This is a genomic window from Galbibacter kalidii (genome assembly GCF_026241135.1).
In the GTDB taxonomy this organism is placed as follows: Bacteria; Bacteroidota; Bacteroidia; order Flavobacteriales; family Flavobacteriaceae; genus Galbibacter.
The window spans coordinates 100,599-114,987 of the sequence record NZ_JAPFGA010000011.1 but is presented as its reverse complement, the minus strand read 5'-3'; the positions used below and the strand labels follow the sequence as shown (position 1 = coordinate 114,987).

Below are 14,389 nucleotides of genomic sequence, written 5' to 3'. Positions count from 1 at the left end.
GTTCTTTTATTAGTGTTTGATTGAAGGAGTTTTTCACATCCGATTGATTAATAGTCTCCTAAAGTTTCGGCATTTTGTGCCAAAGCTTGTTCCAGTTGCTCGTCGTTAGGAGCTTTTCCGTGCCATGCATGTGTTCCCATCATAAAATCTACACCGTGTCCCATTATGGTATGCAGTAAAACGCATACGGGTTTTCCTTTTCCTGTTCTCGATTTGGCTTCGTTGAGTCCGGCGATAACAGCTTCAAGGTCATTTCCTTTTTCTATTTCCATAACGTCCCATCCAAAAGCTTTAAATTTTGCTTTCAGGTCGCCCATCGGCAATACGTCATCGGTCGCTCCGTCAATTTGTTGTCCGTTATAGTCAATAGTAGCAATCAAGTTGTCTACTTTATTCCCGGCTGCATACATGATCGCTTCCCAATTTTGTCCTTCTTGCAACTCTCCGTCACCGTGAAGGCTGAAGACAAGATGATTGTCCTTGTTGAGTTTTTTAGCCAAGGCAGCACCGATGGCAACAGACATTCCCTGTCCTAAAGAACCTGAAGAAACGCGAACACCGGGAAGCCCTTCGTGTGTAGTGGGGTGCCCTTGTAATCTGGAATCGATTAATCTGAAAGTGTTGAGTTCATCAACTGGAAAATATCCTTTTCTTGCTAATACGCTGTAAAAGATGGGAGAGATGTGCCCGTTTGATAAAAAGAACAAGTCTTCTCCTGTTCCGTCCATATCAAAACCGTCATTAAGTTCCATAACTTCATTGTACAGTGCTACAAAAAATTCTGTACATCCCAAAGAACCTCCGGGGTGCCCTGAGTTCACTTTGTGTACCATCCTTACGATATCCCTTCTTACTTGGGTTACTAGATCGTTTAATTGTTGTGTGTCTGGCATTTGTATTGATTAATTTAAATTCTTGACAAAAATAAACCATTAAGAAAGCCTGACAAAGTAATTTTGTACACATATTAAACATTATTGTTTCAAATATCAGGTTTTAAAGTTTTTTTATCAGTATTGAGCGGTAGAGTTGTTTATCTTTGCGGACTTGAAAAGGTACCACAAAAATACAGATTGATGGATTTTACGCTAAGCGGAAAAGATATACAAAGCAAGGCCAGGGCAGGGGTCGTAACCACAGATCACGGAACGATTGAAACACCTATTTTCATGCCTGTCGGAACGGTGGCTTCGGTTAAGGGGGTACACCAACGGGAGCTGAAAGAGGATATCAATCCGGACATTATTCTGGGGAATACCTATCACTTGTACCTGCGTCCGAAAACGGATATTCTGGAAAAAGCTGGAGGTCTGCACAAATTTATGAATTGGGATCGCAATATCCTGACCGATAGCGGCGGATATCAAGTGTATTCCTTGTCAGCCAATAGAAAAATAAAAGAAGAGGGCGTAAAATTCAAAAGTCATATCGACGGTTCGTTCCACGTTTTTACCCCTGAAAATGTGATGGATATTCAGCGCACCATTGGCGCCGATATCATCATGGCCTTTGATGAATGTACACCTTATCCGTGTGATTATAACTATGCCAAGCGTTCCATGCATATGACACACCGCTGGTTGGACCGTTGTATAAAAAGGTTTAACGACTCCTCTTCAAAATACGGATATGAGCAGACCCTGTTTCCTATTGTTCAGGGTTCTACTTATAAAGATTTAAGGAAACAATCGGCTGAATATATCGCCAATGCCGGTGCAGATGGAAATGCCATCGGAGGACTTTCAGTAGGGGAGCCTGCTGAAGAAATGTATGCCATGACCGAAGTGGTATGTGAGATCCTTCCTGAAGACAAACCCCGTTACCTGATGGGGGTAGGGACACCGATCAATATATTGGAAAACATCGCCTTGGGGATTGATATGTTTGATTGTGTATTGCCTACTCGAAATGCGAGAAATGGAATGTTGTTTACCGCCCATGGAACCATCAACATAAAAAATAAAAAATGGGAGGACGATTTTTCTCCTATTGATGAGATGGCGATGACCTATGTAGACACTTATTATACAAAGTCTTACCTGAGGCATTTGTTTGCAGCCAACGAATATTTGGGTAAACAAATTGCGACCATTCACAATCTTGGTTTTTATTTATGGTTGGTTCGTGAAGCGAGAAAACATATCTTAGCAGGAGATTTTTATGAGTGGAAGAATATGATGGTTAAGCAAATGGATAAGCGCTTGTAGTTAATGAAGATCATAGATAGATACATATTAAAAAAATACCTGATCACCTTTTTTGCGATGATCTTGCTTTTTATCCCCATTGGGATTATGGTGGATGTTTCGGAAAAAATAGACAAGATGATTTCCAACGAAGCACCTACCAGTGCAATCATTTCCTATTATATTGATTTTACTTTTTACTTTGCGAGTTTCTTATTTCCCATTTTCCTTTTCCTGTCTATTATTTGGTTTACCTCAAAATTGGCCAATAATACAGAAGTCATTGCAATCTTGAGTTCAGGCGTTTCCTTTTGGCGCTTTTTAAGGCCTTATTTTATTGGAGCGACTGTTATAGCCATATTTTCTTTTGTTATGGGAATGTTTATAGTGCCCGATGCTAGTGAAGGTTATAACGACTTCAGGATACAATACCTGAAAGGGGGCAAGGATAAAAACCGGGAAACCACTAATCTGTTCAATCAGATCAATGATAATGAATATATCTACGTGAGCAGTTTTACGCCCAGTACAAAAATAGGTTACAATTTCACCTTGGAGCATTTCAGTGGCAACGAACTCGAATACAAGATCAAAGCCAACAACATCCGTTGGATAGACAAAGATAGCACCTACCGACTCAGTGGCTATGTAAAAAGAATTGTAGGGATCGATGATGATATTATTGAAAAACAAAACAGACTCGATACACTCTTCAGTTTTGATTTAGATGATTTGACACCCGTTTCTTATGTTGCCGAGACCAAAAACCTTTTTGAGTTGAATGAATTTATCGCAGAACAACGGAAAAAAGGATCGCCTAATATCAACACCTATTTGGTCGTAAAATACAAACGGTGGAGTTTGCCTATTTCAGCTTTTATACTCACCATTATTGCCGTTTCGGTATCTTCCATGAAAAGAAGGGGCGGTATGGGGATGAATTTAGCCGTGGGGATCTCCCTCGCCTTTATTTTTATTTTCTTTGATAAGGTATTTGGCACCATGGCCGAACAATCGGATTTCTCTCCCTTGCTCGCCGTGGCTATTCCTAATATTCTGTTTGGGGTATTGGCTATATTTTTGCTTAAAAATGCCAAACGATAATTTTGCAGCCAACCCGTCTGAACAAAACGGGCAGGTTGGAAAAAGTTTAAACGAATTCAGTAAAAAGAAAACCGCCTGTTGAATCGACTGAATAGTTAAAAGTTTTATATTTGTAAGCTAACAAAATGATCAAAACCGACTCATGGAGTATTTAGATTTTGAGTTACCGATTAAAGAGCTTGAAGAGCAGCTGGATAAATGCAAGGTTTTAGGAACCGAAAGTGATATTGATGTTTCCGATACTTGCACGCAATTGGAGAAAAAATTAGAAAAAACAAAAAAGGATATTTATAAAAACCTCAGTGCGTGGCAACGGGTTCAGTTGTCCAGGCACCCTTCCCGACCTTATACTTTGGATTATATCCAGGCGATATGTGGGGATACTTTCCTTGAACTTCACGGGGACAGAAATGTAAAAGACGACAAGGCAATGATAGGCGGTTTGGGTAAAATAGGAAACCAAACCTATATGTTTATCGGTCAACAAAAAGGATACAACACCAAAACCCGTCAGTACAGAAATTTCGGAATGGCCAATCCTGAAGGTTATCGAAAAGCCCTGCGCTTGATGAAGATGGCCGAAAAATTCGAAATCCCTGTAGTTTCCTTGATCGATACTCCCGGTGCTTATCCCGGAATCGAAGCTGAAGAAAGAGGACAAGGGGAAGCTATCGCCAGGAATATTTTGGAGATGACACGCTTGAAAGTACCTATTATTGTATTGATCATAGGAGAAGGAGCTTCCGGTGGTGCTTTGGGAATCGGAGTAGGTGATAAGGTTTTTATGTTGGAAAACACATGGTATTCCGTGATATCCCCCGAATCGTGTTCGTCTATCCTTTGGAGAAGTTGGGAATATAAAGAACAAGCGGCAGAAGCTTTAAAATTGACTGCCGTGGATATGAAAAAACTGCATTTGGTCGATAGTATCGTAAAAGAACCATTGGGAGGTGCACATGCCGATAGGGAAAAGACTTTCAAAACCGTTGAAAAACAAATTTCATCGGCATACAGTGAATTAAAAAAGTTATCCCCAGAAGATTTAGTAAAAAAACGAATGGACAAGTATGGAGGTATGGGAGTTTTTAAAGACTAATCCCCCGTGTTTGTTACTTTATTGTTAAGACCGAAGTTGTTACTTCGGTTTTTTTTAACTTTATTAACAGGAATTAAAAGTTATTAACAGTTAAATTGTTGATGACCAGTTAAAAACCAATAACAGTGATTAATGGTTTTTGAGGCTGCAATTATATACTTTCGCATTCATGGAGAACACAAACCCGATACAAGGAGTCAAGATTGATAAATCCAACGTGATTAAGCTTGAAAAAGGTAAATTACCTCCGCAAGCCATTGATTTAGAGGAAGCTGTATTAGGTGCGATGATGATCGACAAGAAAGGGGTTGACGAGATTATAGACATTTTACATCCTGAAGCTTTCTATAAAGATGCACATCGATACATATATGAAACTGTAGTTCAATTGTTTGAAACTTCGGAGCCGGTGGACTTATTAACAGTTTCAGCCCAATTGAAGAAAAATAAAAGGTTGGAACAGGTGGGAGGTGACTTTTATTTGATCCAATTGACCAAAAAAGTGTCATCTTCGGCACATATTGAGTTTCACGCGCGTATTATTCTTCAGAAATATATTCAGCGTAGCCTGATTATGATTTCCAGTGAAATCATAGAAGATGCTTATGACGAATCGACCGATGTTTTCGATTTGTTGGACAAGGCTGAAGCCAAACTTTACGAAGTTACCCAGGGGAATATCAAAAAATCTTCAGAGACAGCCCAAAGTTTGGTGATACAGGCCAAAAAGAAGATCGAAGAGATATCCAATAAAGAAGGTTTGAGCGGAATCCCTTCCGGATTCGACAAACTCGATAAATTGACTTCCGGATGGCAACCCAGTGATTTGATTATCGTGGCGGCAAGACCGGGTATGGGTAAAACAGCCCTGACCCTCTCCATGGCGAGAAATATTGCAGTCAACTCTAATATTCCGGTGGCCTTTTTCTCTTTGGAGATGTCATCTGTACAGTTGATCACGCGTTTGATATCTTCTGAAACCGGGCTTTCTTCAGAAAAACTGAGAACAGGGAAACTGGAAAAACACGAATGGGAACAGCTCAATGTAAAGGTAAAAGCTCTGGAAACAGCTCCGCTGTTTATCGATGATACACCTTCGCTCTCCATCTTCGACCTTCGGGCAAAAGCACGCCGACTGGCTTCTCAACACGATATTAAACTGATCGTGATTGACTATTTGCAGTTGATGACTGCCGGAGGAAGCCAAAAAGGAGGAAACCGTGAACAGGAAATATCGACCATTTCGAGAAATTTAAAAGCCCTGGCCAAGGAATTGGATGTTCCGGTTATCGCACTTTCCCAATTGTCAAGGGCTGTGGAGACGCGAGGTGGAAGTAAGCGTCCGTTGCTGTCGGATTTACGTGAATCGGGAGCGATCGAGCAGGATGCCGATATCGTTTCGTTTATCTATCGTCCGGAGTACTACAAAATTGAAGAATGGGATGACGAAGAACGAACGCCAACACAAGGTCAGGCAGAATTTATCGTGGCCAAACACCGTAATGGGGGATTGGATAATATCCGCTTGAAGTTTATCGGTCATCTTGGTAAGTTTGATAATCTCGATGATTTTGATTCACCTTTCGAGTTCCAGTCAAAAATGAATTCAGGGGATGATAATCCGTTTACCACAAAAGGCCTTCCAAGTGCCGATGAAGCTTTTGGTAGTTCCATGAACGACGATGATTTTGAGGGGGATGATGATGTGCCGTTTTGATCCCGCTATGTGGATTTGCTCCAAAATAGTTGATTATAATCAATGGAATGCTGTCCATAAAAACACTCCACTTAAATAGATCCAAAATAGCAAGAACATAATATGTATTGTGGTTTCAAATTTTTTTCCTTTCCATAGCTTTGATGAATAGACAAAAAATTGGACGAACAATCGAATTGTCCAAAAGATACCAAATCCGAGTGATATTGTTTTGCCGAGTTCAGTTTGGATTAAGTCTGTAGCAGATGTCAAACACAATAAGCCGATTAAAAAGACAACAAGAGCAATGAAAAAGGTATGGACTGTCATCATTTGCCTATTGATTAAACTTAATGATTTCAGTTCCTCTTTCCAGTTGAAATATTTCGGGAAAAAGACATGAATTAATGCCAAAGCCATTAATAAAACCCCTATTATTTTAAAGTGTATTTCCATTCTTTTCAAGTATAAAGGTTGTAATAAATGGAGTTGTTTTAATTTCTTGTTTTATAGCCAAATTAGCTTGTTTGAATGTTTGTAACTAACTTGATTTTGAGTGAAAATGCAAAAAACCAATAGTGTAGGCCAAAAAATTATTTAAATCTCTTAAATGCTCAGTTACAAATATTTGTCCTGATGATTTTGTGATTCGGTTGAGCTCTTTAAAAAACTGTGCCCTTTCTTGCTTATCTCTGATCTCATGTGCTGATAAAATAGCAAGTGTTTTGTCAAAAGTATTTTCAGGGAATGGAAGTTGATCTGTTTGGACAGAAATTGTTTTTGGATGTGGTGGATATGTCCGTCTTGCCCTTTTTATTGAGACCTCTGTATGTTTACTTGGGTTGTAAAAATCACAAATTGTTAAATCAGCATTATTGAATTTGTTCTTGATGATTTCACTTGTTTCATCAAAACCTGCATTGATATTCAATATTTTATTGGAACCGGAATTTTTAAGCCACTTCAGTTGATAAAGATCGGATAGATCATAAATATAAAAAGATACTAGCAGTGAAATAGTGATCGTGAATGTGGTAATGATCACACCAATGATTAAGACATCTTGAATAGTTTCTGAGAATTGATTTTTTAAAAGGGTTAATACAATAAGAACCAAGGCTGACAATAAGAAAAAATGCCAGTTAAAGTGAATGATGTTTAATACGCCTTGAAAGGGCTTACGTTTTAGCTCCATTTTTCTATTCTGCCTTTTTTCCAATAATAGGGAATGTTCTTAATCTCAAAAGCATTGGCTAAAACTACGTTTTTTAGTTTCAAACTATTGAGAAAATCAAAATTATAGCTTTCAATTTTTACAGGTTCAGGTTTCCAGTTTTTGCAAACTCCTAAAATGATTAAAACTGTTTTATCTTCTTCATTATATGTGAATGTATGCGGTAAAGGACCTGCAAATTTTCTTGCATTTTTCCAATTTGAAAATGGAGAGCCTTCAGGGATATCTACTTCATTATTGGTTTGTTCAATGGTAACCTTAAATTTTGATTTATCTGATTTTATTGTTTTTAGATTTCCTTTTGTTGATTGATGAATGTCTGTTGTTGTATAATTGTAGTGGGTGAAAATATTACCAAAAAATTCCATTCTCTTTTTATCTGTTTCCGATTTGATGATATATAATCCCCTAAGTCTTTTTCCAGCATTATTCGTGTAACGAACAAAAATGCGATAGCCAATTAAAAAGAAGTTATTGCCCGTGAATTTTGGAAAACCTTTTGGTCTTAGCCCTGTTGTTTGAACCAATGCGACAGCAATAAAAGCCCATTTATCATGGAAAGTATCGAGTTCTAAACTTTCGGGAATCAAGTTTTGAAGTTCTTTTTTGGGAACTGCGAATGTCAGTACAAGTGAACTGTCAAAAAATGCTTCAACCGCAAAAGGATGATTTTTTAAGAATTTCATTTTGAGGCTTCCAGTTTTAGTTTTTTATGCAGCACAAATTCATTGTAGTAAACAAGTATAATAAACATTAGTGCAAATAGGGCGTTTAATTTCCCCCAAAGTAAAAGGTCAGGTGCCAAGATAAATTCCAAAATATTCATTGAAGCTACAATGGTCATTTGTGCAATAGCATTTAGCTGTGATTTTAACTTGCTTAAAACCCATAAACCTATTATAATTTCTGAGAGTCCGATTAAAATGGTAATAGGTTTTGAGAAATCATCACCTAAAATCCTTGCAACAATCTGTTCGTGTCTTGGGACAAAATTTAAAATCTTGCAAAATAGCCCATTTACAAGCCATACCACTCCAATTAGGTAAGTCAAAATTTTATATTTTTTCCTGTCTGTCAATGCTAACGTAGTAGGTGTTTTTATAATCCAAATGTTCTAACCACCTCAGAATCCCTGCTCCTCCAAATAACTCAACGCGTTAGTGCCTTCATTAAACAAAAGGTCGAGTCCGCTTAGGTTTTCAATAAATCCGTGTTTGTCACCAAATACTTGTGTGTAAGGGGTGAAATCGTATTTTTTTCCACTTTTGGCGTTGACCAAAAAACGCATATCTGCATAATCACTTATTTGTGTTTCATAGCTTTGAGTAGGTGTGAGATCAAGTTCCAACTGTAAACATTCGGACATCAATTCCATACTTTCCAGGTTCATGTCGTAAAGAAAACGGTGCTTTTTTTCAAAAAAAGGAGCCAGTTCATCTTCATAAAACTCAAAAAAAGGAGAGGTTCGATATGCGGTTTGCAGCGATTTCCAATGTTGTTTTTTCCAATCGAAGCTATCCTCTAAAATAACATCCTTGTATTTTCTGTGTCCCTTGCTCTTAGTGTGTTTTATAGGGATAGACAACATTTGGATGCCGTTAGGGCTATAGATATAAGCTCTGTTTCTGTAAGTTTGTTTCTGATAGTTGTCTTCTTTCTCTAAGACCAGTTTTCCTTCAGCATTATTGATGACCACCCAATGGGCTACGGTTGGAAAATAGGTGGGGTGAATAATTGGCTGCATATGCTAAAAAATAATTTTCCTTAAACTAACAACTAACAACTAACAACTAACAACTAACAACTAACAACCACCATCAACTTTTCTTCCTTTTTCTAAACCTGCTATAAGCAATCCAAGCCCCTATAGCGATAAGGAAATACATCAAATATGAATGTGGTTCTCCGCTGCCGCCAACTGTGGTGAAAACACGTTTCCAGCGTACTTTGTTCCAGAAGGGACCGCTGGCATTGCTATCCCAACTAAACCAGATAAATACCGGTTTTCCAACAACGTGGTCGGCGGGTACATATCCCCAATAACGGCTGTCTTCAGAAGCATGGCGGTTATCACCCATCATCCAGTAGTAATCCTGTTTGAAGGTGTAACTATCGGTAGCTTGTCCGTTGATTAGGATTTGATTGCCTTGTACTTTGAGGGTATTCCCTTCATATTCTTCAATAATTCTTTTGTAAAGTGGAAGTATATCCAGATCAAGGGCTACCTTTTTTCCGGCTTCCGGAACGTAAATAGGTCCGTATTGATCCTGATTCCATTGAAAATTACCAAATTGTGGGAATACAGGTGCTATTTTTGAAGCTCCTTCCGGTTCAATATTTCGTTGTACATTAACGACATTCGGGTTGTCTTCAAGTTGTTTAGCGGCTTTTGCTGTCATGGCAGAAAAATAATACATCCCTTCTTGTACCTTTCCGAATCCGCCGGTGACCCCATAGCGTTCATACATATATCGTGGACTCAACTGTCCTGTAGTTTGTACATAATATGAAAACTGAGGTTTTGCCCTGTCCGGAAGTACGGTCTGTTTTCCATTAATATGAACATAGCCATCAATAATGGATAGGGAATCCCCTGGAATTCCAACACACCTTTTTACGTAGTTGGATTTTTTATCAATGGGTTTCCTGATTTTTTTATTGGTTTTTTTGAAGAATCGCTCTACTGTATCTGCCGGCCAACTGAACACGACAATGTCATTGCGTTTTATCTTTTGAAAGCCCGGAAGCCTGAAATAGGGAAGTTGGGGCTTATTGAGATATGAACGCTTATTTACAATTGGAATAGTATCGTGAACCATAGGGAAAGCAACTGTGGTCATCGGTGTCCTGGCTCCGTAGTGGAATTTACTCACAAAAAGGAAGTCACCTACCAAGAGCGTTTTTTCCAATGATGAGGTCGGGATCACATAGGGTTGCATAAAATAAGTATGCACAAAGGTTGCTGCAACAACGGCAAAAAGTATCGAACTTACCCATTCTCCGGTAGATGTTCGTGGTTTTAAGCTTCTGTCTTCAATATAATTGACATCCAAGGCGTAGTTGACATAAAAAAGGTAAAACCCGAGGGTAAGTACCGCCAGCCATGTATCCGCATTGTTGTTTCTTCCGAAACTCCTGATAGTTTCCACCCAAATAACCGGAAACATGATGAGGTTGATAATGGGAATAAAGAGCAAAATAACCCACCACCACGGACGGTTGATGATCTTCATTAAAACTATTGCGTTGTATACGGGAATGATTGCTTCCCATGCTTTTCTTCCGGCTTTAACGTAGAGTTTCCAAGTTCCCAGAAAATGAATTACCTGAATGATAAGGAAGAAAATAAACCATTGTGTTATCGTCATAGTTTGTATGCTTTATTAAGGGTAAAAATATGTCTTTTTTTGACTTTCATGGGTAAAATAACAATCATAAAAGCTTATAGCAGTTGGTTTTAACCCAAGTTTAACACGTCTTTCATGCTGAAAACACCTGTTTTGCCAATAATCCACTCGGCTGCAATAACAGCACCCAGAGCAAATCCCTCCCGGCTGTGTGCGGTATGGGTAATGTCGATGGTATCCACATCACTGTTGTATGTGATGGTATGGGTACCCGGGACTTCAGGTTCACGTTTTGCTGTAATCTGAATTTCATTTTCTGCTGCTTTGTCCAGTTTCCAACCTGTTTTATGAGTGTTGTCGATAACGCCTTCAGCAAGGGTAATGGCAGTTCCGCTGGGAGCATCCAGTTTCTGTGTGTGGTGGGTTTCCTCAATACTTACATCATATTGTGAGAGGTTTTTCATCATCTTGGCAAGGTATTCATTCAGTTGAAAAAACACATTGACCCCCAAACTGAAATTGGAAGCATAGATAAAAGCCCCTTTCTTTTCTTTGCAAAGTGCTACGGCCTTATCATAATTGTCAAGCCATCCGGTAGTCCCGGAAATAACAGGGACATTGTTGTTCAAACAAAGGGAAATATTGTCGAAAGCTGCCGAAGGAATACTGAAATCGATAGCTACATCGGCTTTCGAAATATCAAAATCCTTGGTGTTTACATCTACTCTGGCCACAATTTCATGATTACGGGATATGGCCATCTGTTCTATCATTTTTCCCATTTTTCCGTATCCGAGTAATGCTATCTTCATCTGTTTGGTTTTATTATTTTGTATAGGAGGCTCCCTTAAAAATTAACACTCAAAGTAAGCCCGTAATTTGTCCTGTAATCAATTTGGTTTTGTTCAAGATAAGGTTTAAACGAAAGTTGTTCGTTTACATTAAACTGTTTGAGGTGTGCATCAACATTGGCATCAATAATGTTCAGGGCGTAAAGTCCGATAGTGATCAAGAGCGAAAGATCGCGGTTACGTTGGTAGAATTCCTGTGCATCTCTTAGCGCATCATCACTTACATCGGGCGTTCCGGGAATAATACCGTCGCCATTGATATCATAAAATTCATCGTCCTGAAATCCGGCAAGGCGTCTTTTGTAGGCATCGCGATACCGATTGTACTGATCTGTGTTGTTAATATAGAAATAGACTCCGGTTCCTATCGCTCCATAAACCAAGGGGACCTTCCAGTAACTTTTATTGTAGACCTGCCCGAGCCCTGGCAATATAGCCGAATAGAAAGCAGCTTTGGCGGGGGAAAGCGGGTCGATATCCACCGCTACTTTTGCAATACTGTCAAACTTCATTTCCCTTTTCAGCCTGCGAAGTTGCCTTTTGGTAAGAGTGTCAGTATCAATGCTGTCGACCTGAGCCAGTTTCAGGCTGTCTTGCCTTTCCCGCTCCAGTCTGCGCAATTCCCTTTTGGTCATTTCGTGCGTAGCGACAGAATCGGTTGTATTTTTAACCGAGTCGATTTCTTTTTCCTGTGCTGTGGCGTAAAATTGGAAAAAAGAGAAAAATATGACAGCGAGATATCTGTAAAACACTATTTTAAAAGTTTAGTAAGGCGTAAAAAGTCTTCTTTGGAATGAAAAGGGATAATAAGCTTTCCTTTGCCATTCTTGGCTACTTTAACGTCGACTTTTGAAGAAAAGTATTCGGTTAGCCCATCAACATTCGATTTGACATAATCGGGCAGTTCCGGAACAGTGTTTTTGGTGGTTTTCTTGTCTTTACCTGTTTGATATTCCCTAACTAGTTTTTCGGTTTCCCTAACGGAAAGTGAGTTTGAAATCACTTTCTCATAGATCTCCAATTGGTCTTTTTTGTTTTCTATATTGATAAGCGCCCTTCCGTGCCCCATACTTACAAAACCGTCTCGCATTCCCGTTTGGATGATGGGGTCGAGTTTTAACAAACGCAGGTAATTGGTGATGGTAGAGCGTTTTTTACCCACACGGTCACTCAATTGTTCCTGGGTGATGTTGATCTCGTCGATAAGGCGTTGGTAAGAAAGCGAGATCTCTATAGGGTCGAGGTCTTGACGCTGGATATTTTCAACCAATGCCATTTCCAGTGATTCCCTGTCATTAGCAATACGGATATATGACGGGATAACTTCCAGTCCGGCTAGTTTGGATGCCCTTAAACGCCGTTCTCCCGAAACCAGTTGGTATTTGTTGAATTCTATTTTACGAACTGTAATAGGCTGAATAACCCCCAATTCTTTAATGGAAGTAGCAAGTTCCTTAAGGGTTTCTTCATTAAAATTGCTACGGGGCTGAAACGGATTCACTTCAATGGAATCGATATCCAGCTCCACAATATTTCCTACAACTTTATCAGCATTCTTGTCCGATACCGACTTGATGTCATTCTCGGGGTCATTCAGTAAAGCTGATAAACCTCTTCCTAAAGCTTGTTTTTTTGTTGCTTTTGCCATTAAACCGTTTGCTTATTCTTTTTAATTATTTCATGGGCCAAATTTAAGTAATTTGTGGCTCCTTTGCTAGTGGCGTCATAGTTGATAATGGTTTCTCCGTAACTCGGCGCTTCGCTCAAACGTACATTTCGTTGGATAATGGTATCAAAAACCATATCGCTAAAATGCTTTTGCACCTCTTCTACCACCTGATTTGACAAGCGTAATCTGGAATCATACATGGTTAACAACAAACCTTCAATGTCCAGATTGGGGTTGTGTATTTTCTGAACACTTTTGATGGTGTTCAACAATTTTCCGAGTCCTTCCAATGCAAAATATTCACATTGAATTGGAATAATCACAGAGTCTGATGCGGTCAGTGCATTTAATGTAAGCAGGCCTAAGGAAGGAGCACAATCAATCAAAATATAATCATAGGAGTCCCTTAGGTTCTTAATGGCTTTTGCCATCATATATTCCCTTGCGTCTTTATCGACGAGTTCAATCTCGATAGCAACAAGGTCAATATGAGCAGGTATTAATTCAACGTTTGGGGAATCCGTTTTTAATGTAGTTTCTTCTGCAGATGCAGAATGCTCTAATAATTGATATGTACCTCCTTCGACCGTTTCAACATCTATGCCCAAACCCGACGTGGCATTAGCCTGCGGATCTGCATCGATGAGAAGCACTTTTTTTTCCAGCACTCCCAGCGAAGCAGCAAGGTTTACAGATGTTGTGGTCTTTCCAACACCGCCTTTTTGATTAGCTATAGCAATTACTTTGCCCATGGTGTATGTTCAATTTTAGTAAGGTATAATTCAGTCAGGTAAAAATACGATTATTTGTGAGTTTAGAAAATGAAATTTGTTAACAGTTGTTCAATATTTTTTTCTATGCCTTAGTATCACTATTTTATAGGGAAGCCAAATAGTTGATAACTCTTTGTTGTGTTTATTAACATGTTGAAATTCGAAGTGTGGAATTTCAAGCACCAAATTCCAAATTCCAAGCTTCCAAATTCCCCTCTGGGGAGTGAAGTGTCACCACTGGGTAGTGGATTTCCGTATTTCTAATTTCGTAACTCCAAAATCTGTATTTCCCTGATTAGTGTTGACCGTTTTCAAAATTACAAACTCCCGACTCCCGACTTCTGACTTCTGACTTCTGACTTCTGACTTCTGACTTCTGACTTCTGACTTCTGACTTCTGACTTCTGACTTCTGACTTCTGACTTCTGACTTC

15 protein-coding genes are annotated in these 14,389 nt (G+C 39.1%); 4 read left to right on the top strand and 11 right to left on the bottom strand.

Features of this window, described 5'->3' with window-relative positions; translation table 11 throughout:
- Positions 1 to 47: 47 nt before the first annotated feature.
- On the bottom strand, positions 48 to 893 hold the full coding sequence (locus OOZ15_RS12275) for a transketolase (protein ID WP_265956712.1): 846 nt from the start codon (positions 891 to 893) through the stop codon (positions 48 to 50).
- Between the two features lie 183 nt (positions 894 to 1,076).
- Here OOZ15_RS12275 and tgt point away from each other — a divergent pair, with 183 nt between their 5' ends.
- The 4 genes from tgt to dnaB all read left to right on the top strand — a co-directional run bounded on the left by tgt (position 1,077) and on the right by dnaB (position 6,103).
- Complete coding sequence (gene tgt / locus OOZ15_RS12270; RefSeq protein ID WP_265956711.1) at positions 1,077 to 2,207, top strand: tRNA guanosine(34) transglycosylase Tgt; 1,131 nt, start codon at positions 1,077 to 1,079, stop codon at positions 2,205 to 2,207.
- 3 nt (positions 2,208 to 2,210) lie between these two features.
- The gene (locus OOZ15_RS12265) at positions 2,211 to 3,290 is read left to right on the top strand and encodes an LptF/LptG family permease (RefSeq protein WP_265956710.1); all 1,080 of its coding nucleotides are present in this window, start codon (positions 2,211 to 2,213) and stop codon (positions 3,288 to 3,290) included.
- Positions 3,291 to 3,432: 142 nt separating this feature from the next.
- Positions 3,433 to 4,386, top strand: a complete 954-nt coding sequence (locus OOZ15_RS12260) for an acetyl-CoA carboxylase carboxyltransferase subunit alpha (RefSeq protein ID WP_265956709.1) — start codon at positions 3,433 to 3,435, stop codon at positions 4,384 to 4,386.
- Positions 4,387 to 4,555: 169 nt separating this feature from the next.
- Positions 4,556 to 6,103: a replicative DNA helicase gene (gene dnaB / locus OOZ15_RS12255; protein ID WP_265956708.1), complete on the top strand. Its 1,548-nt coding sequence runs from the start codon at positions 4,556 to 4,558 to the stop codon at positions 6,101 to 6,103.
- Between the two features lie 520 nt (positions 6,104 to 6,623).
- Here dnaB and OOZ15_RS12245 read toward each other — a convergent pair.
- From OOZ15_RS12245 to OOZ15_RS12200, 10 genes are all read right to left on the bottom strand, one after another.
- Positions 6,624 to 7,277 (bottom strand): class I SAM-dependent methyltransferase, encoded by a 654-nt coding sequence (locus tag OOZ15_RS12245; RefSeq protein ID WP_265956706.1) that lies wholly within the window; start codon positions 7,275 to 7,277, stop codon positions 6,624 to 6,626.
- Positions 7,268 to 8,002: a DUF2071 domain-containing protein gene (locus OOZ15_RS12240; RefSeq protein WP_265956705.1), complete on the bottom strand. Its 735-nt coding sequence runs from the start codon at positions 8,000 to 8,002 to the stop codon at positions 7,268 to 7,270. The genes OOZ15_RS12245 and OOZ15_RS12240 overlap by 10 nt, the downstream gene beginning before the upstream one ends.
- Positions 7,999 to 8,394 (bottom strand): DoxX-like family protein, encoded by a 396-nt coding sequence (locus OOZ15_RS12235; RefSeq protein WP_265956704.1) that lies wholly within the window; start codon positions 8,392 to 8,394, stop codon positions 7,999 to 8,001. The genes OOZ15_RS12240 and OOZ15_RS12235 overlap by 4 nt, the downstream gene beginning before the upstream one ends.
- Positions 8,395 to 8,439: 45 nt before the next feature.
- Positions 8,440 to 9,060, bottom strand: coding sequence for a WbqC family protein (locus tag OOZ15_RS12230; protein ID WP_265956703.1), 621 nt, complete (start codon positions 9,058 to 9,060; stop codon positions 8,440 to 8,442).
- A 73-nt stretch (positions 9,061 to 9,133) separates the two neighbouring features.
- The gene (lepB, locus tag OOZ15_RS12225) at positions 9,134 to 10,684 is read right to left on the bottom strand and encodes a signal peptidase I (RefSeq protein ID WP_265956702.1); all 1,551 of its coding nucleotides are present in this window, start codon (positions 10,682 to 10,684) and stop codon (positions 9,134 to 9,136) included.
- A gap of 89 nt (positions 10,685 to 10,773) precedes the next feature.
- Entirely contained in the window at positions 10,774 to 11,475 is a 702-nt protein-coding gene (dapB, locus tag OOZ15_RS12220; RefSeq protein ID WP_265956701.1) for a 4-hydroxy-tetrahydrodipicolinate reductase, read from the bottom strand.
- 35 nt (positions 11,476 to 11,510) lie between these two features.
- Positions 11,511 to 12,266: a DUF5683 domain-containing protein gene (locus tag OOZ15_RS12215; RefSeq protein ID WP_265956700.1), complete on the bottom strand. Its 756-nt coding sequence runs from the start codon at positions 12,264 to 12,266 to the stop codon at positions 11,511 to 11,513.
- Positions 12,266 to 13,162 (bottom strand): ParB/RepB/Spo0J family partition protein, encoded by an 897-nt coding sequence (locus OOZ15_RS12210; protein ID WP_265956699.1) that lies wholly within the window; start codon positions 13,160 to 13,162, stop codon positions 12,266 to 12,268. Before OOZ15_RS12210 ends, OOZ15_RS12215 begins: the two co-directional genes overlap by 1 nt.
- Positions 13,162 to 13,935, bottom strand: coding sequence for a ParA family protein (locus tag OOZ15_RS12205; RefSeq protein WP_265956698.1), 774 nt, complete (start codon positions 13,933 to 13,935; stop codon positions 13,162 to 13,164). Before OOZ15_RS12205 ends, OOZ15_RS12210 begins: the two co-directional genes overlap by 1 nt.
- A 252-nt stretch (positions 13,936 to 14,187) precedes the next feature.
- A partial coding sequence (locus OOZ15_RS12200; protein ID WP_265956697.1) for a hypothetical protein occupies positions 14,188 to 14,389 on the bottom strand: 202 nt, incomplete at its 5' end.